Origin of the sequence: Burkholderia sp. AU45251 (genome assembly GCF_030482905.1) — a bacterium.
Classification (GTDB): Bacteria; Pseudomonadota; Gammaproteobacteria; order Burkholderiales; family Burkholderiaceae; genus Burkholderia; species Burkholderia aenigmatica.
Map to the genome: position 1 here is coordinate 573,418 of NZ_JAUJQH010000002.1, position 26,160 is coordinate 599,577.

Below are 26,160 nucleotides of genomic sequence, written 5' to 3' on the forward strand. Positions count from 1 at the left end.
GTTCCGGCCTCGCGCTCAGACACATCACATCGATCGAAACCCGTCAGCCAGTGACCGGCGTGCGCCGCACTTCCGACAAATAGATCAGGATCAGCGACACCCACACGATCCCGTACAGGAACATGAAGCAGGTCGTGCGCACGCGCAGCAGGTCGAGCAGCACGCCGAACAGGATCGGCAGCAGGAACCCGCCGAGCCCGCCCGCGAGCCCGACGATGCCCGTAACGACGCCCATGTTGTCCGCGAAATCGTCGGCGACGTACTTGAACGTCGACGCCATCCCGAGCGCGAACACCGCGCCGAGCACGAAGGTCAGCGCGACGAAACCGGCCACCGGCATCGACACATTCAGCGTCGCGGTGCCGTCGATCGTGTGGATCACGAAGTCGGTCGCCGGATACGACAGCAGGAACAGCGCGATCCACGCGATCCACAGCCCCCACCATGTGACCGCGTGCGCACCGAAGCGGTCGGACAGCGCGCCGCCGAGCGCGCGCAGCACCGAGCCCGGCAGCGAGAAGCCGGCCGCGAACGCGGACGCCATCACGAGCGACATCCCGTATTCGCTCTTGAGGTACTGCGGAATCCACAGCGACAGCGCAGTGAAGCCGCCGAACGTGATCGAGTAGTACTGGCACAGCCGCCACACGCGCGGGTCGCGCAGCACCTTGAACGAATCGAGCCACGAGCCGCCGCGCTTGCCCGCGCCCGGGTCCGGCGCCGACGCGAACCAGAAGATCGCGGCCGTGACGAGCAGCGCGACCGCGTAGACGCGCGGCACGAAGCGCCAGCCGTACGCACCGAGCAGCAGCGGCGTGACGAACAGGTTGACGGCCGCGCCGCAGGTGCCCGCGCCGAACACGCCCATCGCGAGCCCGCGCCGCTGCGGCGGGAAGAAACGCGCGACATACGGCGTGCCGACCGCAAACGATGCACCGACGCAACCGAGGAACAGCCCGATCAGCAGGAACTGCCACAGCTGCGTCGCGTAGCTGACGATATAGACGGGCACCGCGCACACGACGAGCAGCACCGTCATCACGATCCGGCCGCCGAAGCGGTCGGTCCAGGTGCCGAGCGGCAGGCGCATCAGCGCGCCGGTCAGCACGGGCGTCGACGTGAGCAGCCCGAACTCCGTGCTGTTCAGCCCGAGATCGGTGCGCAGCTGCACGCCGAGCACGCCGAACATCATCCACACGACGAAGCACACCATGAATGCGAGCGTGCTCGCGGCCAGCACCGACCACGCGCGCAGCGGAATCGCCGGCGCGCCGCCGGCCGGCACCACGTTACCTTGTTGTTGAGTTGCCATACGCCAAACCCCGTTTCATTGGACCAGCGGGCCGTTCGCGCCATCGAACGCGACACCTTCGACGCGCGCACTACCCGCGAGAATCGCCACGTACTGCCGCATCGCCCGCTCCCGCACGCGTTCCGACAGGTACGCGGCGATCTGCGCGGCGGCTTCGTCGAACGGCACCGCATCGCCCGGCACGCGGCGCTCGATGCGCACGATGTGAAAGCCGAAGCGCGTATTGACGAGCTTCGGCAGCACGCCGAGCCCGTCGGTGTCGAACAGCGCGGCCTCGAATTCCGGCACCGTGTCGCCGCGCAGCAGTTGCCCGAGGCTGCCGCCGACTTCCGCCGACGGGCAGTTCGACGACGCGCGCGCGAGCGCTTCGAACGTGTCGGGTGCGGCCACCACGTCGGCGAGCGCGGCTTCCGCGCGCTGCCGCAGCGGCGCGAGCGGCACACGGTCCGTCATCGCGAACAGCACGTGGCTCGCATAGACGATGTCGTTGCGGCGAAAGCGCGCCGGATGCTGCGCGTAGTAGCGCTCGCAATTCGCGCGATCGGGTTCGGGCAAGTGCGTGAGCTCGCGTTCGAGCAATGCGTCGACGGCCGCGTCGTCGAGTGGCGCGCCTTCGTCGAGCAGCGCGAGCGATACCGCGCGCTGCCGCAGCAGTTCGCGCACCGCGAGCGCGCGCCGTGCGGCGTCGAGCGGATCGGGCGCGTCGCCGTGATGCGCGGCCTCGGCCGCGACCGCGTCGTCGTCGATCGCGATGCCGTTGATGCGCAACGCGGCCGGTACGTCATGGAGAACGTCGTTCATGCGGCCTCCTCAGCGCTTGCGCACAAGCTGGTACGGGCGGATCAGGTACGCGACCGACGCGATCCCGCTCCAGATGTGCACCATCCGCGTGAACGGCGACACGAGGAAGATCGTGAAGCCGAGCAGGATATGCAGCCGGTACGTCAGCGGCACGCCGACCAGCAGGCTCGCGATGTCCGGCCGGAACGTGACGACGCCCTTCACGTAGTCGGTCAGCTGCTCGAACATCGCGCCGTCCATGTGGCGCGTCGACAGCACGACGGTGCCGAGCCCGAGCGCGAGCTGCACCCACAGCATCAGCACGATCAGGATGTCGGACTTGCGGCTGTTCTTACGGATACGCGGGTCGCCGAGGCGCCGCCAGATCAGGATCGTCAGCCCGATGATCGCCGCGACACCGGCCGCCCCGCCCGCCACCATCGCGACGAGCTGGTGCCCCGACGCCGACAGGAACGGCGACACGAGCCAGTGCGGCGCGAGGAAGCCGCCGAAGTGCCCGAGCACGACGACCAGCACGCCCCAGTGGAACAGGTTGCTGCCGAGCCGCAGCATGCCGTGGCGCAACAGCTGCGACGAATCGCTTTTCCACGTGTATTGCTCACGGTCGAAGCGGATCAGGCTGCCCAGCAGCAGCACGGCGAGACAGATGTACGGATAGATCCCGAACAGGAATTGATGCAGGTAATCGTTCATGGCTTTCCCCTGTTGAACCGGCGCGCTTACGCGCGCCGCGCAGGCCGTTGATCGTAGAAGCGCACCGGTTCCTCCGCCGGCGTGGCCGCGCCGACGAAGCGCACGGCCTCGTCCGCATACGACGCGTCGAGCGCGCGGTAGTCGGCGGCACTCGGCCGCTCGGCGGCCACGTCGTCGTCGGTGTCGTCCGGCGCGTCGGCCGGTGCGAGGCCGGCCATCGGCAGCAGCGCCCCGACGACGAAGCCGTAATGGCTGCCGCGCTGCGCGAGCTGGCCGGCCAGCGCGCTCAGGATTTCGCCGGTTTCGGCGAGCAGCTTGCGCGCATCGGGCGCCGGCAGCCGCGACAGGTATTCGAGGAACACGGGCAGGTAGTCGGGCAGTTCGCCCTGGTTCAGGAACAGCCCGTGCCGCTCGTACATCTGCAGCAGGTCGACCATCGCCTGCCCGCGGTCGCGCGATTCACCGTGCACATGCTCGAACAGGTACAGCGACGTCGCGCGGCCACGGTCGAACAGCCCGACGTAGTTCTCCTGCAGCGTCAGCAGGTCGCGCTCGCGCACGTATGCAAGGAACCGGTCGAGGCCCGCGCGCACCGTTTTCGGCAGGCGCGCATGCTCGCGCAGGTGCATTTCGATCGAATCGAGCGCGACAACGAGCGCCTCGTCGGGATAATCAAGCAGCGCAGCGAGCGCCGCATAGGTCGGATCGGATGCGGTGCTCATCATCGGGAAGCCTCGTGGATCGAAATCGTCTTGCTGCCCTTCCTCGGGCTGAACAGGCTGGCCTCCGAACGGCCATCCGAGCAGCCGTTGCCGAACGAGAAGCCGCACGACGCGCGAAGGTCGTAGGCGTTCTCCGCATACTCGCGATGCGTGGTCGGGATCACGAAACGATCCTCGTAGTTCGCGATCGCGAGATAGCGGTACATCTCCTCGACCTGCGCGAGCGACAGCCCGACCTGGTCGAGCACGCCGCGCGCGTCGATGCCGTCCACGTGGCGCGCGCGCATGAACGCGCGCATCGCGAGCAGCCGCTCGAGCGCGAGCTTCACGGGCGCCTCGTCACCGGCCGTCAGCAGGTTCGCGAGATAGCGCAGCGGGATGCGCAGCGATTCGACGTCCGGCAGGTAGCCATTCATCCCGAGGTCCCCGCTGTTCGCGGCCGCGTTGATCGGCGACAGCGGCGGCACGTACCACACCATCGGCAGCGTCCGGTATTCCGGATGCAGCGGGAACGCGATCTTCCAGTCGATCGCCATCTTGTAGGTCGGCGACCGCCGCGCGGCGTCGATCCAGGCGGCCGGCACGCCGTCGCGTTCGGCCTGCGCGATCACGGCCGGGTCGTCCGGATCGAGGAACAGCGACAGCTGCGCTTCGTACAGATCCTTCTCGTTCTCGGCGCTGGCCGCCTCGCTGATCCGGTCGGCGTCGTACAGCAGCACGCCGAGATAGCGGATGCGGCCCACGCAGGTTTCCGAGCACACGGTCGGCTGGCCGGCCTCGATGCGCGGATAGCAGAAGATGCACTTCTCGGCCTTGCCGCTCTGCCAGTTGTAGTAGATCTTCTTGTACGGACACCCCGACACGCACATGCGCCAGCCGCGGCACTTGTCCTGGTCGATCAGCACGATGCCGTCTTCCTCGCGCTTGTAGATCGAGCCCGACGGGCACGACGCGACGCACGCCGGGTTCAGGCAGTGCTCGCACAGGCGCGGCAGGTACATCATGAAAGTGTTCTCGAACTGCCCGTAGATCTCCTTCTGCACATTCTCGAAGTTGTAGTCCTTCGCGCGCTTTTCGAACTCGCCGCCGAGGATTTCCTCCCAGTTCGGCCCCCACTCGATCTTCTCGAGCCGCTGGCCGCTGATCACCGAGCGCGGCCGCGCGACCGGCATCGCGCGCGTATTGCCGGCTTCCTGCAGGTGCGCGTAGTCGAACGTGAACGGCTCGTAGTAATCGTCGATCTCGGGCAGGTGCGGGTTCGCGAAGATCTGCGCGAGCAACCGCCACTTGCTGCCGAGACGCGGCTCGATCTTGCCGTCGGCACGCCGTTTCCAGCCGCCGCGCCAACGGTCCTGGTTTTCCCAGTCCTTCGGGTAGCCGATGCCCGGTTTCGTCTCGACGTTGTTGAACCACGCATATTCCATTCCTTCGCGGCTCGTCCATACGTTCTTGCAGGTCACCGAGCAGGTATGGCAGCCGATGCACTTGTCGAGGTTCAGCACCATCGCGATCTGTGCGCGTACCTTCATGACGTTTCTCCGGTAGCCCGTACGGCTTGCGTTGTGGGGTCGACCGCGGTCTCTTCGCCATCGAGCCAGTCGATCTTGTTCATCCTGCGCACGATCAGGAACTCGTCGCGATTCGAGCCGACCGTGCCGTAGTAGTTGAAGCCGTACGCGAGCTGCGCATAACCGCCGATCATATGGGTCGGCTTCAGCGCGATGCGCGTGACCGAGTTGTGGATGCCGCCGCGCGTGCCGGTGATCTCGGAGCCCGGCGTGTTCACGATCTTCTCCTGCGCGTGGTACATCATCACCATCCCGGACGGAATCCGCTGGCTGACCACGGCCCGCGCGCACAACGCGCCGTTCGAGTTGTAGCACTCGATCCAGTCGTTATCGACCGCGCCGATCGCCTTCGCGTCGTCCTCCGACATCCACACGATCGGGCCGCCGCGCGACAGCGTCAGCATCAGCAGGTTGTCCGTGTAGGTGCTGTGGATCCCCCACTTCTGGTGCGGCGTCAGGAAGTTCAGCACCCGTTCCGGGTTGCCGTTCGAACGCGTGCCGACCATGTGCGCGTAACTGCCCGTATCGACCGGCGGCTTGTATGCGCACAGCGATTCGCCGAACGCGCGCATCCACGCATGATCCTGATAGAGCTGCTGGCGGCCGGTCATCGTGCGCCACGGCACCAGCTCGTGCACGTTCACGTAGCCGGCGTTGTACGACACGTGCTCGGATTCGATCCCGCTCCACGTCGGCGACGAGATGATCTTGCGCGGCTGCGCCTGGATGTCGCGGAAACGGATCTTCTCGTCCGCGCGCGCGGCGGCCAGGTGCGTATGGTCGATGCCCGTGATGCCGGACAGTGCGCGCCACGCCTTCACCGCCACTTCGCCGTTGGTCTCGGGCGCGAGCGCGAGGATCACCTCGGCCGCGTCGAGCGCCGTGTCGATACGCGGCCGCCCTTGCGCCGCGCCGTCGGCCACCTTGTAGTTCAGCTCGCCGAGCAGCTTCACTTCGTCCTTCGTGTCCCAGCCGATGCCTTTGCCGCCGTTGCCGAGCTTGTCCATCAGCGGCCCGAGCGACGTGAAGCGCGCGTAGGTGTTCGGATAGTCGCGCTCGACGACGGTCACGTTCGGCATCGTGCGGCCCGGCACCGGCTCGCATTCGCCGCGCTTCCAGTCCTGCACGTCGAACGGCTGCGCGAGCTCGCCCGGTGTGTCGTGCGCGATCGGTGCGAGCACCACGTCGCGTTCGACACTCAAATGCCCGTCGCACAGTTCGGAGAAGCGCTTCGCGATCCCCTTGAAGATCTCCCAGTCGCTCTTCGATTCCCACGCGGGATCGACGGCCGCCGACAGCGGGTGGATGAACGGGTGCATGTCGGACGTGTTCATGTCGTCCTTCTCGTACCACGTCGCGGTGGGCAGCACGACGTCCGAGTACATGCAGGTCGTCGACATCCGGAAGTCGAGCGTCACGAGCAGGTCGAGCTTGCCGCGCGGCGCGTCGTCATGCCACGTCACTTCCTCGGGGCGCGTGCCGCCGGTCGCGCCGAGATCCTCGCCCTGCACGCCGTGGGTCGTACCGAGCAGGTGCTTCAGGAAATATTCATGCCCCTTGCCCGACGAACCGAGCAGGTTCGAGCGCTACACGAACAGGTTGCGCGGGAAGTTCTCCGGCGCATCGGGATCCTCGCTCGCCAACTTCAGCGTGCCCGCCTTCAACTGCTGCGCGAGCGCCGCACCGGCATGCGCGGGATCGGCGAGCGCCGCGCCGACCTTCAGCGGATTCACCGCGAGCTGCGGCGCGGACGGCAGCCAGCCCATCCGTTCCGCGCGCACGTTGTAGTCGATCGGCGCGCCGTGGAACTGCGACTTGTCCGCGAGCGGCGACAGCAGCGTGGCCGGGTCCATCGGGTCGTAGCGCCACTGGTCGGTGTGCGCGTAGAAGAACGACGTCGCATTCATCTGGCGCGGCGGGCGGCTCCAGTCGAGCGCGCCCGATAGCACCGTCCAGCCGGTTTGCGGGCGCAGCTTCTCCTGGCCCACGTAGTGCGACCAGCCACCGCCCGGCTTGCCGACGCAGCCGCACATGATCAGCATGTTCATGATCGCGCGGTACGACATGTCCATGTGGAACCAGTGGTTGATCCCGGCGCCGATGATCACCATCGACTTGCCTTGCGTCTTGTGCGCGTTCTCCGCGAACTGCCGCGCGACCGAGATCACGTCCGCGCGCTTCACGCCGGTGATCGCTTCCTGCCAGGCAGGCGTGTACGGCAGGTCGTCGTCGTAGCTCGCGGCCACGTCGCGGCCGCCGAGGCCCTGGTCGAGCCCGTAGTTGGCGACGAACAGGTCGTAGACGGTCGCGACCAGCAGGTCGCCGTTGCGCGTCGCGATGCGCCGCACGCCGATCCGGCGCGACAGCTCGGACGTGTGCTGCGTCGAATTGAAATGCGCGTGCGGCTGGTTGCCGAAATACGGGAACAGCACGTCGACCACGTCGTCGTGCGCGGCCGTGCACGACAGCCGCGGCGCGAGTGCCGCGCCCTTCGACGTCTCGCCGCGCAGATTCCACTTGCCCTTGTCGGCTTCGTCCTGCTGCCCCCAGCGGAACCCGACCGAGCCGACCGGCACGACGAACTCGCCGGTCGCATCGTCGATCATCACGGTCTTCCAGTCCGGATGCGCGGCTTCGTCGAGCGCATCGTCGAAGTCGGATGCGCGTACGAGACGCTCGGGCACGTAGCCGTCGCCGTGCGGCACGAGGCGCACGAGGCACGGCATGTCGGTATAGCGCTTGCAATAGTCGGTGAAGTAGTCGCTCTTCCCCGCCAGATGGAATTCCTTCAGGATCACGTGCCCCATCGCGAGCGCAAGCGCCGCGTCGGTGCCTTGCTTCGGGTGCAGCCACAAGTCGCCGAATTTCGCGCCTTCCGAGTAGTCGGGGAACACCGACACGACCTTGGTGCCGCGATAGCGCGCCTCGACGAGAAAGTGCGCGTCCGGCGTACGTGTCTGCGGGACATTGGAGCCCCACATCATGATGAACGTCGAGTTGTACCAGTCGGCCGATTCCGGCACGTCGGTCTGCTCGCCCCAGGTCTGCGGCGACGCAGGCGGCAGGTCGCAATACCAGTCGTAGAAGCTCAGGCACACGCCGCCGATCAGCGACAGGTAACGGGAACCCGCCGCATACGACACCATCGACATCGCCGGAATCGGCGAGAAGCCGACCACGCGATCGGGGCCGTGCTGCTTCACAGTGTGGACATTTGCGGCCGCAACGATCTCGTTGACCTCGTCCCAGCTCGCGCGCACGAAGCCGCCGAGCCCGCGCCGGCTCTGGTACGAACGGCGCGCTTCGTCGTCTTCGACGATCGAGCGCCACGCGTCGACGGGCCCAAGCGTGCGGCGGCGTTCGCGCCACAGCTTCACGAGCGCGCTGCGCACCATCGGATGCTTCAGGCGATTCGCGCTATACAGATACCAGGAGTAGGACGCACCGCGCGAGCAGCCGCGCGGCTCGTGGTTCGGCATGTCGGGGCGCGTGCGCGGATAGTCGGTCTGCTGGGTTTCCCAGGTGACGATCCCGCCTTTCACATAGACCTTCCACGAGCACGAGCCCGTGCAGTTCACGCCGTGGGTCGAGCGGACGATCTTGTCGTGCTGCCAGCGCAGCCGGTAGCCGTCTTCCCATTTTCGGTCCTCGTCCGTGACGGCACCGTGTCCGTCGGAAAAGCGTGGCCTCGTGGTGGAGAAATAACGCAATCTATCCAGGAAATGGCTCATGGGGATCTCGTTTTTCCGGTCTTTTGGCAGACCCTGATTATTTAAGGAGGTGAAATGGCGGATGTAAAGGTCGATCGGATCGCATTCGTTTCGCCCTTTCCACCGTGGTCGAATCGATTGTCGGGCGGATCGACATATCATGACTTGATACAAATCACGATATCGTTGATCCGCGCGCAACAGCAAACGCCACCTGGGGCGCGAGCGCGCGGCAAGCCCTGCTATGCTGCGCACTGCATTCGCGCGTCATCCGTCCGCCGCTTCCCTGCATCGCGTAGCGGCGCTCGGATTTCGCATTGAAATGCGCTGAACATCCCTGCCATCCGTAGCGGGATTCGCATGCCGCAGCCGGTTGCTGGTCGACGGTTGCGCAACAGCTTCAGCGCATTTCCATTTCCGGCCGTCGACCCATAAAACTCATACCAATAAGCACTGCAATTTCATGTCATCCCGACTTCTCGCCGCGCTCGCTGCCGCGGCCTTGAGCTGCACCGTCCTGCCCGCTGCCCACGCACGCACCTATGTCCCGCCGACCGCGTCGTTCGGCAAAGGGGCTTATGTGCATCAATTCGTGCTGCGCGACCCCGTCACGCACCAGCCGCTGCCGAATGCACGCTACCGGCTGCTGCTGCCCGGGCAGGTGATCGCGGGGCTGCCTCCCTATGAAGAAGGCGGCGAAAGCGTCGTGTTCGGCACGACCGATGCCGCCGGACGCACGGTGCGGATTCGCCTGCCCGCCCGTCATCCCGAGAGCGAGTGGGCGCTTCAGTCTGTCGTCGGCGAAGGCGACATGGGCGGGACGTTTCGCGTGATCGACGAAGATACGGGGCGGCCCTACGGCCGTTACTCGTATGTACTCGACGTGACGGGCGCATACCTGGCCTGCGGGCGCATCGATGCCAACGGCTATACCGTCTTCGCGCAATCGCAGGTGGACCGCAAGCTCTGGTTGCACCCCACGGTATTGCGCGTGCCCGCGGACACCGACTGGTGTGCCGGGCCCGCCACGGACATCGCCAACAGTGCCGGCAATCCGGGCGTGCCCGATCTCTACACGCAGTATCTCGGCAGCCTGGTCGCCGACGGCCAGCACCTCGGCCAGGCACTCCAGCAACAGATCGCGGCCAAGATGGTCGCGCTGGCGATTGCCGAGCGGGACGAAGGCCGCATCGACACCGCGCTCGAGGTCGGCCACTTCTCGGATCGCATGTTGAACAGCGTCGGTTACGACCTCGTCAATGCGGGCCTGAAGATCGATCGTGCGATGGCGATGATCGATGCGCACCTGGCGACGTCACCGAACGACGCGTATGCGCTCGACAGCAAGGGCTGGGCACTGTATCGCCTCGGTCGCAACGACGACGCGCTGACGTGGTTCGACCGGTCGATCGCGATCTTCGCGAAGGACGACGACACGGACAAGGGCACGCTCGAAGCCTATGCGAGCGGGCTGACGCACAAGGGGGAAGTGCTGTGGAAGCTGGGCCGCGAGGATGCCGCGCGCGATGCGTTCGCGCAGGCGCGGAAGGTCCAGCCGGAGAACGCGGACCTGGCGGAGACGTTGAAGCGGCTGGCGATACCGCTCGGGCAGGATGGCGCGAAGGCGTCGGGTACGGCAAGCGAGTAACCGGCGATACGAGCGGACAGGCAAGCGGACGCATGGCGCCGCAACGGCTGTTGCCAGAAGTGTGGAAAGCGGCTACCGGCCTAGGTGTTTAGTCCCGGCACCATCCCCGGACAAGGCCGGCCACGCTCGCTTCCGTCACTCCTCGCCTTTCGCGCCCGGATTGAGCATCACGACGAAGCCCGCCACGCCAACGACCAGTGCGATCGCGCCGCCGCGCAGCGCCATCGCGTTGTCGAACAGCAGCCCCGACACGACGGCCATCATCCCCGCGAGCGACACGAACACGGCGATCGCCGCGACGACGATCCGGTACTGGCGACGTATCATCGCGCACCCGCCGCGTTAAGCAGCGGCAGCCGCTGCGCCGTCGTCATCGTCGCCGCGGATCAGCAGCACCGGGCACTTCGAGCCGCGCACGAAGCGCTCGGCGACACTGCCGAGCAGCACACGCCGGATGCCGCGCCGCCCGTGCGTACCGACCACCGCGAGATCGATCCCGCATTCCTTCACGTAGCGCTGCAGGCGTTCCGCGATGTCCTCGCCGATGCTCTCGGTCTCGACGAGTTCGGCCTCGCCCTTCGCGCCGGCCAGCGCGATGATCTGCTCCGCTTCGCGCAGCACCTTGCGCCCGTCGTCGCGGATTTCCTCGACCAGCGCGTGCGGGTCGAAACGGCCCGCGTACGTGAACAACACCGACTTGTCCACCACGTACACGACGCTGACGTGCGCGTCGCCCGCCAGCGCAACCTTCACTGCCTCGGCAAGCGCCTGTTTCGACGAAGCGCTGCCGTCGACGGCCACCATGATCTTCTCGTACATGCGAACCTCGCTGGGATGATTGGCCGCGCGTCTGATCGCGCTCGGCCCTGTCACCATCATCGGCGGATGGCGGGTTCGAATGTTGACGGCGATCAAGTCGCGCCGGCATTCACGCTGCGACCGGCCGACGCAGGGCGCCGCCCCGCACCGGCGGCCGGTGCGTCATCGTGCGTACGGCGCGCGGTACTTGTACTTGTCGAACCCGCTGGCACGCGACCATTCGCTGGCGACCGCATCCACGTCCTGTCCCGCGAACGGCAGGACCGTATCGGGCTGGGCGCCGTGACGATAGTTCGGCCCGGTGAATTCGGGGTCCGCCGCGTAGCCGAAGTACGTGTTGCCGCTCCACACGATGTTGGCGTAGCTGCCTTGCGGATTCTTCGTCCGGAAGATCGCGCCGCTGTCCGATGCGTTGTAGAAGCGGTTGCCCGTCACCTGGAACGCGTTCGCATAGCTGAGGTTTTCGACGATCGGCGTGATCAGGCCCGGCGTGCGCGTGATCACGACGTTGTCGCGCACGACGGAATCGGCCGAGCCCGCGGCGGACACGATCCGCCGCTTGTCGTTCAGGCTCAGGTTGTTCTCGACGATCGCACCGGTTTCCTGCGCGACGTGGCCGAGCCCGTCGGAACCGCATCCGCAGAACAGCATCAGCCCGCCGTCGTTGTCGTGGCTGAAGTTCGCGGCCACGCGCGTGTTGCGCGTGCCGAGATCGGCGTCGAACGCCATCCCGTCGCCGGCCTCGATATTGTTCTGCAGCCGCACGCCGTTGACTTCGTTGTAGCGGAACAGCGCATCGTCCGTGTTGATCGCCCAGGCGCCGGCGCTGTTGCCCGGCGCCCGCATCCAGATGTCGTACAGGTGATTCGCCTCGACCTGCGGCGCGGTTGCCGTGCGGACGATGATGCCGTCGCCGCCGACGTTGTGGATCAGGTTGTTGCGGAACACGACGCGCGTCATCGGGAAATAGTCGGTCGATGCCTGCGTGGCCGGATTCGTGAGGTAGGCCGAGTTGCCCTTGTACGGCGGATAGTCGCCGCACGGCGCACCACCCTCCCGGCACATCCACGCGGATCGCGTTGACAGCGCCACCGCGTCGACGTTGTAGATCTCGCTGTTCTCGACCGCGATGTCGTCGAAGCCGGTCCGCTTCTCCTTCGTACCGACGACTTCGTTGTCGCGGGTCACTTCGAACAGCATCCCGCCGGTCGTCTTGTACGACCCGACCGTATTGCCGGCAACGTCTTTCAGATAGCCGCGCACGTGATGCACGTACACGTCGTCGACGTGATAGTGGCTGCCCGTGCCGTAATCCTCGAGCCGCACATACAGCCCGAGGCGCCCGCCGGGCGTCGTCGCATCGTTGGTCAGCTCGAGCGAGCGGATCTCCCAGTACTGGGTGTTGTAGAGATAGATGGCCGCACGATTCACCGTGGGATTGTCGGACTTGCATAGCGAGTAATAGCCGCTGAACCCGCTCGGCGTCTTGTGCTGCTCGGTGATCGACTGGTCGGGGTCGGCCGTCGCATCGGTGCAGCCGGCCGCGATGACGGGGCGCGGCGCCTTCGGGTCGCCGTACGCATCGACGACGATGGGCGCGCCAGCCGCGCCGGTGCTGCCCGGTGCCGGCGTAAAGCTGCCGTCGCAGGTCGTGCCGCGCTTGAAGCGCACATGCATGCCGGGCGCGAGCACGATCCGGTTCAGCGTCGCGAGATCGTGAATCGGATTCGCGGCGGAGCCGAGCGTCGCGGGCGAGCCCGTTCCGTTCGCGCCGAGCGAGCAGTCGACGTGCAGCGTGCCGGGCACGTCATCGGCCGTCTTTCCGGCAGCGGGCGCGGCGGCAAGCTGCTGCCCGGCCGCGACGCCGTCCGCCGATTCCCCGCCACCGCATGCTGCGAGCGCGCCGATCAGCGGCGCTGCGACAATCTTCCAGTGTTTCAAAGTCAGTCTCCCGAAATATTGCATTCGTGATCCGGCACCGGGTCGACCGCAGGTCGATCCGCGGTTCGATCCTCATGCCGGCCGCCCATTCCGGCAGCCGGTTCGTCGAGACGAACCGGCGCCCCCTCCTCGCTTGCCGCGGGCAGCAGCCCCGCCCGCTCGGCCAGCACCCACAGGCCGGCTGCCGCCGCGCCGTCGATCGTGTCGACGGGCGGCCAGCCGAACAGCGATGCCGCATGCCGGTAACGCATGCACAACGCGGCGTCGCCGATCAGCATCGGGCGCGGCGCGTCATCGCGGGTCGCACCGCCTGGCCCACCGTCTTCGGCCGCCAGCCCCGCAAGCTCATGACCGATCAGCACGCCGGACAGGTAGTCGGCCTGCTCGTCGGGCGCCAGATCGCCGGCCAGCAGCCGCGCACGGCTGCCGAAGATCGTCGCGAGCAGCCCCGTCGCATGGCCGGCCTGTGCGGCGCGCACGCCGCGCTCGAAGGCGTCGCGCGCGAACCCGGCCGACGGCTGCATCGTGCGGCCGAGCAGGCTGTGCGTGCACAGCAGCGCGTACAGTTCGCCCGTCATGAACGTGCGGAAGCGCTCGACGCGCGAGCCGCGCACGGCGACCCATTTCGAATGCGTGCCCGGCAGACCGATCCACCGGACCAACGCCGAACCGGGCGACGCGCCGCCCGCCTGCAACGCACCGACGATCTGCGTCTCCTCGCCGCGCATCACGTTCGCCAGCTCGCCGCGCTGGATCAGCCCCGGCACGATGTGCACGGTCACGCCGCGCCGCGCACGCACCGACTGCAGCGACGCGCCAAGCCGCGCCGCGTCGATCGGCACGTCCGCATACGGGGCCTCGCGCCAGCCCTGCGTGCTGCCGACCATGCCGGCCGCGACGACCGGCAGCGCCGGCCACGCATCGAGCCATGCGCCGCACACGTCCTCGAAGGCCGCATCGCATGCGTCGGCGATCGCGGCGCCCGCGCCGCCCAGCTGCATCACGCCCTTCGGCGCGGCCCGCTCGTCGAGCACGGTCCGCGCATCCGTCATCAGGTACGCGCGCAGCGACGTGGTGCCCCAGTCGAGCGCGATCAGGCGTGGCACCGGCGAGGGGCCGCCTGGTCGTGGTATTGCATCTTGCATAGGATTCCTCTGTTTGACGGTTGCGACTCGCGGCTTCGTCAGGCCGGTATCAGAAGAGCGTCTCGATACCCGCGTAGACGCCCGTTTGCCCGTGCCCCGGCATCGGCGACGCACCGAGCCCGTTGCCGTTGCCGAGCCCCGGCGACTGCGGGTTCACGCCCAGGTTCGCCCCCGCGCTGTTGAACACGTGTGCGGCCGTCGCATACAGGAACGTGCGCTTCGACAGGTCGTACATCGCGCCGAGGCCGATGATCGTCGAGCGCCCTTCGCCGCTGTGGTCGGCGGTCCACTGGCCCGCGTCGATCTTCATCGAATAGACCGCGCTCTGCAGATGCAGGAACGGCGTCGCGTCGTACGTCACGCCGCCCCAGTAGTAGTTCGCGGTGCGCGACAGGCCGGCCGGCGTGTCGGGCGCGCTGTAGCGCGTATAGCCGATCTGCACCAGCGCGGGGCCGAAGCGGTCGCGCACGCCGATGAATGCTTCCTGCGATGCGGTGAACAGGTTGTCTTCGCGGCCGTACTGGTTGCGGATCTCGTTCCAGATGGCGCGCACTTCGAAGTCGCCGTGCGTGTAGGCCACCGTCGCGCCGTCGGACAACCCCGTCGCGCCCACGTTGTTCGGCGAGCCGCGCAGCCAGCCGTTCGAGCTGTTGCCGAGGTTCGCCTGCAGCGCGAACGAGAAGCCGCCGAACTTCGGCGATTCGTAGCGGATCCCGTTCGACAGCTTCGGGCCGTTCCGGTACGATGTCAGCGACTCGACCGAATAGTTTTCCTCGAGCAGCGGATCGTACGACCAGATATAGCTGTTGATGAACGAACCCTGCCCGAGCCGCAGGAAACCGTAGCGCTCGTTCTTGAAGCCGACCCACGCCCCGCGCTGGAACAGCACGCCGCCGCCGTAGTTGCCGTTCGCCGCGTTGATCGACGATTCGAGCCAGAACACCGCCTGGTTGCCGCCGCCGAGATCCTCCTTGCCGGTGATGCCGAGGATGCTCGTCCCCCAGTCGTTGCCTTCCGAAATGCGCGAGCCCGTCGAATGCGGGCCGTTCTGTACGCCGCTCAGGTACTGCACGTCGCCGCCCACACGCCCCCACACGGTGACGCTCGATTGAGCCTGCGCCACCGCCGGCACCGCCAGGGCCAGCGCCGCGATCCACCCATACTGTCGCATCTAGATCTCCTCCTTCTTTTCGTTCACGTCTCGTTTGATTGGGGAAAGCGCTTTCCCTCGACAGCAAAAAAATTTCGCGGCGGCTGTCGTGCATCGTTTTCCGCTACGTTTCTTGCGGAAGGCACGCGTGCTATGCTCGCGAAATGGGAAAGCGTTTTCATTGTCGGCGCGCGGTTGCGCTTTTTCAAGAAAATTCTGGCCCTCCAAGGGATACTACCGAGTCCGATCGCGCGGCACGCCTGCGATGCCGCCGCCCGATCGCCGCCGCCGGTGCGCATGCTATGCTCACCGGCAAAATGCACTGACACTCACTTTCATCGTGGCCAAGATCAACGAAGTCGCCGCCGCCGCAGGCGTCTCCATCGGAACCGTCTCGAAGTTCATCAACAAGACGAAGCGCTTCTCGCCCGACGTCGAGCGCCGCATTGCCGAAGCGATCGAGCAACTCGGCTACGAGTCGAACCCGCTCGCGCGCTCGATGGCCACCGGCCAGACCGGCGCGGTCGGCGTCGTGATCCAGGACATTCTCAACCCGTACTTCACCGCGATGGTCAAGGGCGTGAACCGGATCGCGCAGCGCAACGACTTCGTCGTCCTGATCGTCGACGCCGACGAGAACCGCAAAGGCGAGCGGCCCGCGCTGACCAAGCTGAGCCGGCGCGTCGACGGGCTGATCCTGAACACCAGCATGCCCGACGACGACCTGCGCTGGACCGCGAGCCTCGGCAAGCCGGTGGTCGCAGTCGGTTCCGCACCGCGCGACGGCCTGCTCACGCTGTACTCGGATCCGATCCGTGCGGGCGAGATGCTCGCGCAGCACCTGTTGATGGAGAAGTACCAGCGCTTCGCGTACATCAGCCTGCCCAACGCGCGCGGCGACGACGAACGCCGCGCCGGTGCCGAGCAGGTGCTCGCACGTGCCGGGCTGCCGCTGCGCACCTTCAGCGTGCCGCGTGCGACGGTGGCCGACGGCGAGCGTGTGTGCGCGTCGGTGATGCTGTCGGCCGAGCCGCCCGATGCGGTGATCTGCTACAACGACATGATCGCGGCCGGCTTCATCAAGGAGGCCGAACGGCTCGGTATCGCGATCCCGCACGACGTCGCCGTGTGCGGCTTCGACAACCTCGAACTCGGCAAGCTTACGTCGCCCACGCTGACGTCGATCGACACCGAAACCGAGCGCGCCGGCGAAATCGCGATGACGACGCTGCTCGACGCGCTCGCGGGCAAGTCGCCCGCCCCGCATGCGATGCTCGAAGCGCGGCTCGTCGTCCGCGAATCGACGGTGCGGCCGCGCGACGCGCGCCGCCGCTGAGCGTTCGCCGCTTACTGCCCGATCAACGCGGCACGGCCGCGACCGCGTCCCCCAGCCACGCGCGCGCGACGCAATGCTGCTCGAGCCCGGCCACGCCCGGGCGCATCTCGAACAGGCTGCCCGCGAGCGGCCCGCGCAGCAACCCGTCAGCACTCACGTTGACCGATGCGGACGTCACGAACAGCGTCGCGCGATCGGCGCCGCCGAACGCGACGCTGGTCGGCCGCTGCACCGGCATTTCGACGACCTGGTCGAGCGCGCCGTCCGGCGCGTAGCGATGCAGCCGCCAGCCGTCCCAGATCGCCGACCACACGCCGCCCTCCGCATCGACCGCGAGCCCGTCCGGCACGCCGCGCGCGTCGCCGAACGTCGCGAACGGCCGCGCATTCGATAACCGCCCGGCATCGACGTCGAAGTCGTACGCGAAGATCGTGCGGCGGCCGGAATCCGTCACGTACATCGTCGTGCCGTCCGGGCTCCAGCCCATCCCGTTCGCGCACGCGAAGCCGGCCACCGCGACGCGCGACGCACGCGCATGCTCGAAGCAATGCAGATCGCCGGGGCCGTCGCCGTCGTCGGCCATCGTACCGACCCAGAAGCGGCCACGCGCATCGACCGCGCCATCGTTGTAGCGCAGCGACGGCCGCGCATGCGCGGCGTCGGCCAGCCGTTCGAGCGTGCCGTGCGCGGGGTCGAACAGGTGCAGGCCGCTCTTCAGCGCGACCAGCAGCCGCCCGTCGTCGACACCTGCGACGCAGCCGGCCAGCTCCGGCAGCAGCCAGAAGCCGGTCTGCCCGTGGCCGGGCGTGTAGCGATAGAGCGCGGTGCGCTTGATGTCGATCCAGTAGAGCGACGCCGAGCGTTCGCACCAGAGCGGGCCCTCTCCCAGGATCGCGTTCGCGCCCTGTACCAGTTTTACTGTCGTCATCGAAATTCTGTTGTTATGCATGCGTTCGGCCGCCCGCCGGTGCGGCGGGCGGAACCTGCCGGAAGCCGGCCTTACAGCGCGCGGCCCGCGTCGTCGAAGAAGTGCGCGTGCCGCATGTCGACGCGCACGCCGACCGGCTGACCCGACGCGACCGTGTACGCGTCGCGGTTCTGCCGCACCGACAGCAGCCGGTCGTGGCCCGCGAGCTCGACATAGACGATCGTCGCGTCGCCCAGGTGCTCGGCGTGCGTGACGCGGCCGTCGAGCCCCGTGCCGGGCGCACCGACCGTGAGGTTCTCCGGGCGAATGCCGAGCTGCAGCGAACCGGACGGCCACGTGCGCGACGCGTCCGGCGTCGCGGCAAGCGAGCCGCCCGGCACGTCGAAGCGCGGTGCGTCCGCGCCGCCCTGCGCGCGGCACGGCAGGAAGTTCATCGACGGCGAACCGAGGAACGACGCGACGAAGTGGTTCGCCGGCTGCTCGTACAGCGACAGCGGCGAGCCGACCTGCTCGATGCGCCCGCCGTTGAACACCGCGATCCGGTCGCCGAGCGTCATCGCCTCGACCTGGTCGTGCGTCACGTAGATCATCGTGCTGCCGAGCTCGCGGTGCAGCCGCGCGAGTTCGAGCCGCATCCCGCCGCGCAGCGCCGCGTCGAGGTTCGACAGCGGTTCGTCGAACAGAAAGACGCCCGGCTTGCGCACGATCGCGCGGCCGATCGCGACGCGTTGCCGCTGGCCACCCGACAGCGCCTTCGGCTTGCGGTCGAGCAGCGCGGACAACCGCAGCGCCTCGGCCGCCTGCCCGACGCGCGTGCGCGTCTCGGCCGCGTCGACACCCGCGAGCTTCAGCCCGAACGCCATGTTCTCGAACACCGTCATGTGCGGATACAGCGCGTAGTTCTGGAACACCATCGCGAGCCCGCGCTTCGCGGCCGGCACGTCGTTGACGCGGCGGCCGTCGATCAGCAGGTCGCCCGACGTGATCTCCTCGAGCCCTGCCAGCATCCGCAACATCGTCGACTTGCCGCAGCCCGACGGGCCGACGAACACCATGAATTCGCCGTCCTCGATATCGAGGCTGACGTCCTTGATCACCTCCGCGCCGTCGTCGTAACGCTTGCGGATCTGCTTGAGCGACACACTTGCCATGATTGCGTTTCTCCTCGTCCGTTCGTGCCGCTTACCATTCGGCGACCGAGCCATCCTCGCGGCGCCACACCGGGTTGCGCCAGCGGTGCCCCGTCGCGGCGGCTTCCCTCACCTTCTCTTCGTCGATCTCGACGCCGAGCCCCGGCGCATCCGGGCGCGCGACGTAGCCCGCGTCGAATGCGAACGGAATGCCGCGCGTGTAGGCGTACATCGCGTTGTCGTCGTGATAGGCCACATTGGTCGACTGCTCCTGGATGAACGCGTTCGGCGTGCAGAAATCGATCTGCAGCGACGCCGCGAGCGTCAGGGGCCCCAGCGGGCAATGCGGCGCGACCGCGACGTCGTACGCTTCGGCCATCGCCGCGATCTTGCGCAGCTCCCAGATGCCGCCCGTGTGGCTCACGTCGGGCTGCACGATGTCGACGACGCCTTCCTGCAGCAGCTCCTTGAACTGCCAGCGCGTGAACAGCCGTTCGCCGGTCGCGAGCGGCACCGCGCAATCGCGCGCGACTTCGCGCAGCGCGTCGTTGTGCTCGGGCAGCAGCAGTTCCTCGTAGAACATCGGGTCGAACGGCGCGAGCGCCCTGGCGAGCACCTTCGCGACCGGGCGGCGCACGCGGCCGTGGAAGTCGATGCCGAGCCCGACCTCCTTGCCGACCGCATCGCGCACCGTGCCGAAGCGCGCGACCGCGCGATCGATCGCCGCCGGCGACTCGATCCAGTCGGTCGCGTTGACCACGCCCATCTTCAGCGCGGTATAACCGGCCTCGACGAGCTGCCGCGCGTTCGCGGCCATCTCGTCGGGCGTGTCGCCCTTCACGTGCGCATAGACGCGTGCCTTGTCGCGCACCGGGCCGCCGAGCAGGTCGTAGACGGGCACGCCGAGCGCGCGCGCCTTGATGTCCCATAGCGCCTGCTCGATGCCCGAGATCGCGCTCGTCAGGATCGGGCCGCCGCGATAGAAGCCGCCGCGATACATGACCTGGAACAAATCCTCGATGTGGCGCGGATCGCGGCCGATCAGGTAGTCGGCGAGTTCGTGCACGGCCGCCGCGGTCGTGGCCGCACGCCCTTCGACGATCGGCTCGCCCCAGCCGGCCAGCCCTTCGTCGGTGCTGACCTTGACGAACTGCCAGCGCGGCGCGACCGCAAATGTTTCGATTTCGGTGATCTTCATGTGTAGGAACGGGTCCGGTTGAACAGCAGTGCCGACATGCCGTTGTCGGCGACGAGATCGGCGCCGGCGATGCCGGTCGCCGCGTCCGACAGCAGGAACGCAGCGATCCGGCCGATATCGGCCGGTTCGTTGATGCGCTGCGCGGGATGCAGCGCGCGATACGTGTCGAGCAGCGCGGGATCGCGCTCGAGTGCCGCGCCGATCGGCGCGTTCAGCGTGAAGCCGGGGCTCAGCGTGTTGACGCGGATGCGCTGCGGCGCGAGGCTCGTCGCCATCGCACGCGACATCGCGACGATGCCGCCCTTGGTCGCCGCGTACATCTCGAAGCCCGGCACGCTCGCGCCCGCATGATTCGACGCGATGTTGACGATCGCGCCGCCACCGGCGCGCGCGATGCGCGGCGCCGCGAGCTGCGTACACTGGAACATCGAGCGCAGGTTGGTGCGGTACAGGCGGTCGCAGTCGTCGAGCGAGAATGCGTCGAACGGGCCGTGCAGCGTGATGCCCGCATTGTTCACGAGCCCGTCGAGCCGGCCGTGATGCGCGTCGACGCGCTCGAACAGCGCAACGACGCTCGCCGGGTCCGCGACGTCGGTTTCGACGAACAGCGCGTCGCGGCCGTCGAGCCGTTCGCGCACCGCATCGGCACGCGCGGCGTTCTTCTCCGCGACGACCACCTGCGCGCCGCATTGCGCGAGCACTTCGACGATGCCGAGGCCGATGCCGTCGCCGCCGCCGGTGACGACGATCACGCGGCCGTCGAGCGATTCGAATGGATTCATGATGTCACCCCTTGACCGCGCCGGCCGTGATGCCCGCGACGATCCTGCGCTGGAGAATGAAGAACAGCACGAGCAGCGGCAGCGTGCCCATCACGGCTGCCGGGAACAGCTTGGTCGGATCGATGTCGTTGGTGCCGATGAAGCGGAACACCGCGACCGTGATCGTGAACTTCGACGAGTCGGTCAGGAACAGCAGCGGATAGACGAGGTCGTTCCACACCGACAGCGTGACGAACATCGCGAGCGTGCCGGTGATCGGCCGCAGCAGCGGCAGCACGATGTACCAGTACACCTGCAGCGGGCTGCAGCCGTCCATCACCGCCGCTTCCTCGAGTTCAAGTGGAATGCGCTTCAGGAAGCTCGTGTAGAAGAACACGCCGAGCGGCAGGCTCTGCACGGTGTACGCGAGCACGACGCCGAGGTACGTGTTGAGCAGGTGCAGGTCGCGGAACAGCACGTACAGCGGCGTCAGGCTGACGAACATCGGGATCGTCAGGCCGAGCGTCAGCACGATGTAGACCGCGTTCGACAGCCGGCCCTTCACGCGTGCCAGCGGATACGCCGCGAGCGACGACAGCAGCGCGACGAGGAACGTGACCGCGAGCGTGATGCCGATCGTGTTCGCGACGCTGCGCCAATAGTTCATCTGCGTGAACACGGCCGCGTAGTTGCCGAAGAACACGTGGTCGGGCAGCCCGAGCGGGCGCGCGATGATGTCGTCGCCGGTGCGCAGCGACATCAGCACCATGTAGATCGTCGGCAGCAGCACGATCGCGACGATCGCGATCGCGGCGACGAGCCGCGCGAACCCCGGCATGCGGCGCAGCAGCGCCCCCGCGCGCAGCCCGCCGCCCGACGTGCCGGCGGACGGACGGTCCGCATGAAATCGTTGACGGATGACGTTCACAGGTTGTCCTCCCGGCGGCGCAGGATCGTGTTCTGCGTGGTGGCGACCACCACGACGATCGCGAGCATGATCATCGACAGTGCACTCGCGAAGCCGAACTTGTAGTCGTTGAACAGGCTGTGGAAAATCTGCAGCCCGAGCGTGGTCGTCGCGCCGTCCGGCCCGCCGTTGGTCAGCACGAGCGGCAGCTCGAAGGTCTTCAGCGTGCCGATCGTGCTCAGCGTGATGTTCACGGTGAAGGCCGGCGCGAGCAGCGGCAGGTCGATGCGCGTGAAGCGCACCCACGCATTCGCGCCATCGAGCTTCGCCGCGTCGTGCAGTTCCGACGGAATGTTCAGGTAGCCGGCCAGGAAGATCGCCGTCGAATAGCCGACGTACATCCACACGTGCACGGCCGTGACGGCCGGCAGCGTGACCGACGGATCGCCGAGCCATACCTGCTGCAGCGCGTCCAGATGCACGAGATGCAGCAGCTCGTTGATGCCGCCGCCGAGCGGCGAGTACAGGTACTCCCACACGAACCCGGCGATCACCGCCGAGAACATGCTCGGCACCAGCAGCCCGACCCGCAGCGCGCCGCGCAGCCGGGGCAGCGAGAACAGCAGCGCCGCGAACAGCAGCCCGAGCCCGTTCTGCACGATCACGACGATCGCCGCATACGCGAACGTGACGACGAGCGTATGCAGGCTCGCCGGATCGCGAAACGCGGCCGCGTAGTTCGCGAGCCCGATCCAGTGCGCGTCGCCCACGCCGGAGAAATCCGTCAGGCTCATCCGCGCGGCCTTGAACAGCGGATACAGGCTCAGCAGCGCGTACAGCGCGAGCGCCGGCACGGCGCACCACAGCAAGGTCCGGTTGCGCTTCATCGGGTGCCTCCTTCGTCAAACCGCGCCGCGCACCCTCGCGCGGCACGGGAAATGTCAGCAGTCAGGCCGTTCATCGCGCGGCCGCATCCCAGCGGGCGAGCAGCTTCGCCGGGTCCTGCCCGATGTCGAGGAAATACGCGGACATCGAATTCCAGATCGCCGTGAACAGCGCACCGGTCCACACGCCCTTCGGATACAGCACGACGTGCCCGTTCTTCTGCACGGCCGCGTATGGCTGCGCCTGCGGCGGCATCGCATCGGTGCCGCCTTCGAACGGACTGAACCCGGCTTCCGCGTCGAGGAACTGGCGGTTGTTGTCGGGGCGCGCCCAGAACGCGAGCCACTTCTTCGCGGCGTCGGTCTGGTGCGATGCCGCGTTGATCGCCCACGCGGTGCCGAGCATGTCGAGCGCGACCGGCCCGTTGCCGGGCACGAGCGCCGGCAGCGGCGCGAACTGGAACGACAGGCCCTTCGTCGCGCTGAACTTCGCGATGTTCCATGCGCCCTGCGGCATCATCGCGACGCGGCCGGCCTGGAATTCGGTCAGCCCCGTGCTCCACGCGCTCACGCCATTGTTCAGGCGCGGCACGAAGCACTTCGCGTCGGCGAGCACCTTCAGCGCGGCCATCGACTGCTTGAACGCCGGATCGGCCGCGAAGCGCGCGCTGCCCGCGCCGACGAACGATTCGGCGCGCGCATCCGCATCGCCGCCGCCGGCTGCCAGCCCGGACGGAATCACGAGCGCCGCGGGCGCCCAGCCTTCCTTCGCGGGCAGCAGCATCGGCGTGATGCCGGCCGCTGCCAGCTTCCCGCACGCGGCTTTCAACTGGTCGACGTCGGTCGGTACCGTCGCGACGCCCGCACGCTTGAGCAGGTCGAGGTTCGCGAACAGACCGATGCCGACCAGCTCCATCGGCAGCATGTAGGTCCTCCCGCCGATCTGCGTGTGGCTACGCACGCCGCGCCAGATCGTCGGCACCCACTTCTCGCCGCTCAGGTCCAGCAACTGATGCGCGCCCTGCCACTGCCGCATCAGCTCGCGGTCGACCATCAGCACGTCGGGCCCGTTGCCGCCCTGCAGCCGCGACGACACGACCGTCGTCGTGTCGTTGCGCGACATGTACTCGAACTTGATCTTGATGTCGGGGTTTTCCTTCTCGAACCTTGCGATCAGCGCCGCCATGTTGGCGGGCTCGGCGCCGCCGCCCTTCCAGCCCGTCACGTCGAGCGTGACCGGCGCGGCGCACACCTGCGCCGCCAGCACTGAAAGGACTGCGAAAGTTACTGCCCGAAGCCTGTTGAACATCTGCTGCCTCCATGTTGTTGTCGAATCGTTGTGCACGGCGAGTGGCGCACGGCCGATGGCGTGCGGCGATCGGAACATGCGGCATCCGATGCGGCCGCGATCCGTCGCGCAGTCGCCCGCGTTTCCCCGTCGTCCGATTCATTTGGGAAAGCGCTTTCCCTATTGTGTCGCACAACCTGCCCGGCGTGCAAGCGCCGGGGCGAACCGATCGTCTAGGGGATATCCCGGGGGCCTGTCGCGGCGGTTGCGAGCCATCCATGCGCAACCGGATCGAGCGGCCATCGCGTCGAAGGCGCTATCATCGGATGTGCGACTTTCGTCCGGCCCTTATTTGCCGGCCCACTTTCAACTCGCTCAACCGACATGACAACGACTACCGAACGCGTGGACGGCGCCGCCCAGCATCTCGTCGCCGCCCGCCATGCCGGCGCGCCCGGCCCGCTGCTGCCCGATGCGCTGCGTCCCGAGAACGTCGAGACCGCGCTCGCGATCCAGCAGCGCGTGGCCGACCTGCTCGGCGAACCCATCGGCGGATGGAAATGCGCGCTGCCGCCGCCCGACCGCGTGATCCTCGCGCCGATCTTCGCGTCGACGATCCGCGAGGCCGATGCGCCGTACCGCGTGGTCGGCGGGCCGATCGTGCGGATCGAACCGGAAATCGCGTTCGTGCTCGATCGCGACCTGCCCGCACGCGAACAGCCGTACGACGAACAGGATGTGCGCGACGCGATCCGCGAAGTGCGCATCGTGCTCGAGGTGCTGGGCTGCCGCTATGCGGAGCCCACGCGCGCGTCGAAGTTCGAACTGCTGGCCGACGGGCAATTCAACCAGGGGCTGTGCGTCGGCCCGGTCGTGCCCGACGGGCTGAACGTGCCGCTCGAGACGCTGGCGCTGTCGTTCGAAGGCGCGCTGAACCGCGCGATCGACGGCCGCCATCCGGACGGCGATCCGCTGAAGCCGCTGGTGTGGCTCGTCAATTTCCTCGCCTCGCGCGGCGACGCCGTGCGCGCCGGGCAGATCGTGACGACCGGTTCGTACGCGGGCGCGATCGACGTGCCGCTCGGCGATGCGCTGACGGTCCGCTTCGGCGACCTCGGCAGCCTGTCGGTGACGTTGACGGCGTGATGCACGCGGCACGCGGGCACGGCTGACCGGGGCGGTCGCTGGCCTCGGCATGATGGCCGCGATCCATGCGCGGCCTGCTTCGTGGCGGGTATCAGGAGCGTGGCTGCCCGCGCGGTCGTGACGGCAGCGTCATCGCGGCCACGCCCGCGACGACGCATCCGAGCCCCAGCCACGCCGATGCAGACAACGACTCCCCGAGCAGCGCCATGCTGATGCCAACGCCGATCGGCACGCGCAGATACGCCTGCGCCGTCGTGCCGACCGACCCGAGGGTCTGGACGAGCCGGAAGTAGATGACGAACGCGAGTGCGGTCGAGAAGACCGCGAGCGCTGCCAGCGCGATCAGCGATGGCGCCGACGGATGAAGCGTCCACGGGCGATCGACGACGAGACTGGCCGGTACCAGCACGGCCGCCCCGACGATGAGCGAGCCGGCGGCAGGCGCCGCGGGCGACAGTCCGCTGAAGCCTCGCCCGTAGATCGCGGCCCCCGCGTAGCAGACAGTCGCCGCGACGATCGCCAGTTGCGGCACGAGTTGCCGCCCGAGTCCGTCGAATGCGCTGACGCCGACCACCAGCGCGATGCCGACGAGCCCCGCGACGACGCCGAACAGCTTCCGCGACGTCAGCGGCTCATGGCGCGTGATCAGCCAGGTGCCGACGAATGCGAGTACGGGTGATGCGGAATTAAGGATCGTCGCAAGCCCCGCTTCGACCGAACGTTCGGCCCACGCGATCAGCGTGAACGGCACGACGCTGTTCAGCAGCGCCTGGACGAAGAAGCGCCGCCAGACCGCGAGATCGCGCGGCATCCGAATGCGCGTGACGCGCATCCACAGCAGCAGCACCGCGCCCGCGATCAAAGTCCGCGCGGCGATCAGCGTCAGCGGCGGAATCGTCTCGACGCCGATCCGGATGAACGTGTAGGACGCGCCCCATAACGTCGAGAGCGTGAGGAGCAGGAGCAGATCCGCGACGGCGGGCGGGCTGCGGGGCATGACGGGCTGCTGCATGTCGGGTATTCGCGTTCGCAGTCCACGGCGGGATCGGGATCGGCCCGTTCGGCACGGGCCG

At 67.7% G+C, this 26,160-nt stretch carries 21 protein-coding genes and 1 pseudogene; 3 read left to right on the forward strand and 19 right to left on the reverse strand.

Annotated features, from left to right (window positions below):
- Positions 1-43: 43 nt before the first annotated feature.
- From QZM67_RS09335 to QZM67_RS09360, 6 genes and pseudogenes are all read right to left on the reverse strand, one after another.
- Positions 44-1,312 (reverse strand): nitrate/nitrite transporter, encoded by a 1,269-nt coding sequence (locus QZM67_RS09335; protein ID WP_175021676.1) that lies wholly within the window; start codon positions 1,310-1,312, stop codon positions 44-46.
- A 15-nt stretch (positions 1,313-1,327) separates the two neighbouring features.
- The gene (locus QZM67_RS09340) at positions 1,328-2,113 is read right to left on the reverse strand and encodes a peptidylprolyl isomerase (protein WP_301802036.1); all 786 of its coding nucleotides are present in this window, start codon (positions 2,111-2,113) and stop codon (positions 1,328-1,330) included.
- Between the two features lie 9 nt (positions 2,114-2,122).
- Positions 2,123-2,806: a respiratory nitrate reductase subunit gamma gene (narI, locus tag QZM67_RS09345; protein WP_043192090.1), complete on the reverse strand. Its 684-nt coding sequence runs from the start codon at positions 2,804-2,806 to the stop codon at positions 2,123-2,125.
- A 26-nt stretch (positions 2,807-2,832) separates the two neighbouring features.
- Positions 2,833-3,528: a nitrate reductase molybdenum cofactor assembly chaperone gene (gene narJ, locus QZM67_RS09350; RefSeq protein WP_089454349.1), complete on the reverse strand. Its 696-nt coding sequence runs from the start codon at positions 3,526-3,528 to the stop codon at positions 2,833-2,835.
- Positions 3,528-5,057: a nitrate reductase subunit beta gene (gene narH / locus QZM67_RS09355; RefSeq protein ID WP_301802041.1), complete on the reverse strand. Its 1,530-nt coding sequence runs from the start codon at positions 5,055-5,057 to the stop codon at positions 3,528-3,530. The genes narJ and narH overlap by 1 nt, the downstream gene beginning before the upstream one ends.
- Positions 5,054-8,827 (reverse strand): annotated as a pseudogene (locus QZM67_RS09360) (nitrate reductase subunit alpha). Before QZM67_RS09360 ends, narH begins: the two are co-directional and overlap by 4 nt.
- A 442-nt stretch (positions 8,828-9,269) precedes the next feature.
- Between QZM67_RS09360 and QZM67_RS09365 the strand changes: the two are divergent.
- Positions 9,270-10,454, forward strand: coding sequence for a tetratricopeptide repeat protein (locus QZM67_RS09365; RefSeq protein ID WP_301802043.1), 1,185 nt, complete (start codon positions 9,270-9,272; stop codon positions 10,452-10,454).
- A gap of 135 nt (positions 10,455-10,589) precedes the next feature.
- Here the strand turns inward: QZM67_RS09365 and QZM67_RS09370 are convergent, their stop codons facing one another.
- The 5 genes from QZM67_RS09370 to QZM67_RS09390 form a co-directional block, all read right to left on the reverse strand.
- On the reverse strand, positions 10,590-10,781 hold the full coding sequence (locus QZM67_RS09370) for a DUF2964 family protein (protein ID WP_174932689.1): 192 nt from the start codon (positions 10,779-10,781) through the stop codon (positions 10,590-10,592).
- Between the two features lie 15 nt (positions 10,782-10,796).
- A complete protein-coding gene (locus tag QZM67_RS09375) occupies positions 10,797-11,273 on the reverse strand; it encodes a universal stress protein (RefSeq protein WP_175021671.1) in 477 nt (158 codons plus the stop codon).
- A 162-nt stretch (positions 11,274-11,435) separates the two neighbouring features.
- Positions 11,436-13,214, reverse strand: a complete 1,779-nt coding sequence (locus tag QZM67_RS09380; protein WP_301802048.1) for a right-handed parallel beta-helix repeat-containing protein — start codon at positions 13,212-13,214, stop codon at positions 11,436-11,438.
- Positions 13,215-13,216: 2 nt separating this feature from the next.
- Positions 13,217-14,359 (reverse strand): 2-dehydro-3-deoxygalactonokinase, encoded by a 1,143-nt coding sequence (locus tag QZM67_RS09385; protein ID WP_301802050.1) that lies wholly within the window; start codon positions 14,357-14,359, stop codon positions 13,217-13,219.
- Positions 14,360-14,408: 49 nt separating this feature from the next.
- On the reverse strand, positions 14,409-15,530 hold the full coding sequence (locus QZM67_RS09390) for a porin (RefSeq protein ID WP_175021668.1): 1,122 nt from the start codon (positions 15,528-15,530) through the stop codon (positions 14,409-14,411).
- A gap of 319 nt (positions 15,531-15,849) precedes the next feature.
- On the opposite strand from QZM67_RS09390, the gene QZM67_RS09395 reads away from it, so the two are divergent.
- Positions 15,850-16,845, forward strand: coding sequence for a LacI family DNA-binding transcriptional regulator (locus QZM67_RS09395; RefSeq protein WP_301802053.1), 996 nt, complete (start codon positions 15,850-15,852; stop codon positions 16,843-16,845).
- 22 nt (positions 16,846-16,867) lie between these two features.
- Here QZM67_RS09395 and QZM67_RS09400 read toward each other — a convergent pair whose 3' ends face one another.
- The 7 genes from QZM67_RS09400 to QZM67_RS09430 form a co-directional block, all read right to left on the reverse strand.
- A complete protein-coding gene (locus tag QZM67_RS09400; RefSeq protein ID WP_301802055.1) occupies positions 16,868-17,773 on the reverse strand; it encodes an SMP-30/gluconolactonase/LRE family protein in 906 nt (301 codons plus the stop codon).
- A gap of 71 nt (positions 17,774-17,844) precedes the next feature.
- Positions 17,845-18,924 (reverse strand): ABC transporter ATP-binding protein, encoded by a 1,080-nt coding sequence (locus QZM67_RS09405; RefSeq protein WP_301802056.1) that lies wholly within the window; start codon positions 18,922-18,924, stop codon positions 17,845-17,847.
- A 31-nt stretch (positions 18,925-18,955) separates the two neighbouring features.
- Positions 18,956-20,101 (reverse strand): galactonate dehydratase, encoded by a 1,146-nt coding sequence (gene dgoD, locus QZM67_RS09410; RefSeq protein WP_301802057.1) that lies wholly within the window; start codon positions 20,099-20,101, stop codon positions 18,956-18,958.
- A complete protein-coding gene (locus QZM67_RS09415) occupies positions 20,098-20,883 on the reverse strand; it encodes an SDR family NAD(P)-dependent oxidoreductase (RefSeq protein ID WP_301802058.1) in 786 nt (261 codons plus the stop codon). Before QZM67_RS09415 ends, dgoD begins: the two co-directional genes overlap by 4 nt.
- 4 nt (positions 20,884-20,887) lie before the next feature.
- Positions 20,888-21,790 carry a carbohydrate ABC transporter permease gene (locus tag QZM67_RS09420; protein WP_043192111.1) on the reverse strand — a complete coding sequence of 301 codons (903 nt, stop codon included), beginning with the start codon at positions 21,788-21,790 and terminating at the stop codon, positions 20,888-20,890.
- Positions 21,787-22,656 (reverse strand): carbohydrate ABC transporter permease, encoded by an 870-nt coding sequence (locus tag QZM67_RS09425; RefSeq protein WP_011349624.1) that lies wholly within the window; start codon positions 22,654-22,656, stop codon positions 21,787-21,789. Before QZM67_RS09425 ends, QZM67_RS09420 begins: the two co-directional genes overlap by 4 nt.
- A gap of 70 nt (positions 22,657-22,726) precedes the next feature.
- Positions 22,727-23,962: an ABC transporter substrate-binding protein gene (locus QZM67_RS09430; RefSeq protein ID WP_301802062.1), complete on the reverse strand. Its 1,236-nt coding sequence runs from the start codon at positions 23,960-23,962 to the stop codon at positions 22,727-22,729.
- 363 nt (positions 23,963-24,325) lie between these two features.
- On the opposite strand from QZM67_RS09430, the gene QZM67_RS09435 reads away from it, so the two are divergent.
- A complete protein-coding gene (locus QZM67_RS09435; RefSeq protein WP_301802064.1) occupies positions 24,326-25,087 on the forward strand; it encodes a 2-keto-4-pentenoate hydratase in 762 nt (253 codons plus the stop codon).
- A gap of 91 nt (positions 25,088-25,178) precedes the next feature.
- Here QZM67_RS09435 and QZM67_RS09440 read toward each other — a convergent pair whose 3' ends face one another.
- Positions 25,179-26,084 carry a DMT family transporter gene (locus tag QZM67_RS09440; RefSeq protein ID WP_301802066.1) on the reverse strand — a complete coding sequence of 302 codons (906 nt, stop codon included), beginning with the start codon at positions 26,082-26,084 and terminating at the stop codon, positions 25,179-25,181.
- Between the last annotated feature and the right edge of the window lie 76 nt (positions 26,085-26,160).

What these genes read in the sequence shown, in the direction of transcription:
- QZM67_RS09335 (WP_175021676.1), bottom strand. Translation starts at nt 1,312, where the DNA reads ATGGCAACTCAACAACAAGGTAACGTGGTGCCGGCCGGCGGCGCGCCG.
- QZM67_RS09340 (WP_301802036.1), bottom strand. Translation starts at nt 2,113, where the DNA reads ATGAACGACGTTCTCCATGACGTACCGGCCGCGTTGCGCATCAACGGC.
- narI (WP_043192090.1), bottom strand. Translation starts at nt 2,806, where the DNA reads ATGAACGATTACCTGCATCAATTCCTGTTCGGGATCTATCCGTACATC.
- narJ (WP_089454349.1), bottom strand. Translation starts at nt 3,528, where the DNA reads ATGAGCACCGCATCCGATCCGACCTATGCGGCGCTCGCTGCGCTGCTT.
- narH (WP_301802041.1), bottom strand. Translation starts at nt 5,057, where the DNA reads ATGAAGGTACGCGCACAGATCGCGATGGTGCTGAACCTCGACAAGTGC.
- QZM67_RS09365 (WP_301802043.1), top strand. Translation starts at nt 9,270, where the DNA reads ATGTCATCCCGACTTCTCGCCGCGCTCGCTGCCGCGGCCTTGAGCTGC.
- QZM67_RS09370 (WP_174932689.1), bottom strand. Translation starts at nt 10,781, where the DNA reads ATGATACGTCGCCAGTACCGGATCGTCGTCGCGGCGATCGCCGTGTTC.
- QZM67_RS09375 (WP_175021671.1), bottom strand. Translation starts at nt 11,273, where the DNA reads ATGTACGAGAAGATCATGGTGGCCGTCGACGGCAGCGCTTCGTCGAAA.
- QZM67_RS09385 (WP_301802050.1), bottom strand. Translation starts at nt 14,359, where the DNA reads ATGCAAGATGCAATACCACGACCAGGCGGCCCCTCGCCGGTGCCACGC.
- QZM67_RS09390 (WP_175021668.1), bottom strand. Translation starts at nt 15,530, where the DNA reads ATGCGACAGTATGGGTGGATCGCGGCGCTGGCCCTGGCGGTGCCGGCG.
- QZM67_RS09400 (WP_301802055.1), bottom strand. Translation starts at nt 17,773, where the DNA reads ATGACGACAGTAAAACTGGTACAGGGCGCGAACGCGATCCTGGGAGAG.
- QZM67_RS09405 (WP_301802056.1), bottom strand. Translation starts at nt 18,924, where the DNA reads ATGGCAAGTGTGTCGCTCAAGCAGATCCGCAAGCGTTACGACGACGGC.
- dgoD (WP_301802057.1), bottom strand. Translation starts at nt 20,101, where the DNA reads ATGAAGATCACCGAAATCGAAACATTTGCGGTCGCGCCGCGCTGGCAG.
- QZM67_RS09415 (WP_301802058.1), bottom strand. Translation starts at nt 20,883, where the DNA reads ATGAATCCATTCGAATCGCTCGACGGCCGCGTGATCGTCGTCACCGGC.
- QZM67_RS09425 (WP_011349624.1), bottom strand. Translation starts at nt 22,656, where the DNA reads ATGAAGCGCAACCGGACCTTGCTGTGGTGCGCCGTGCCGGCGCTCGCG.
- QZM67_RS09430 (WP_301802062.1), bottom strand. Translation starts at nt 23,962, where the DNA reads ATGTTCAACAGGCTTCGGGCAGTAACTTTCGCAGTCCTTTCAGTGCTG.
- QZM67_RS09435 (WP_301802064.1), top strand. Translation starts at nt 24,326, where the DNA reads ATGACAACGACTACCGAACGCGTGGACGGCGCCGCCCAGCATCTCGTC.
- QZM67_RS09440 (WP_301802066.1), bottom strand. Translation starts at nt 26,084, where the DNA reads ATGCCCCGCAGCCCGCCCGCCGTCGCGGATCTGCTCCTGCTCCTCACG.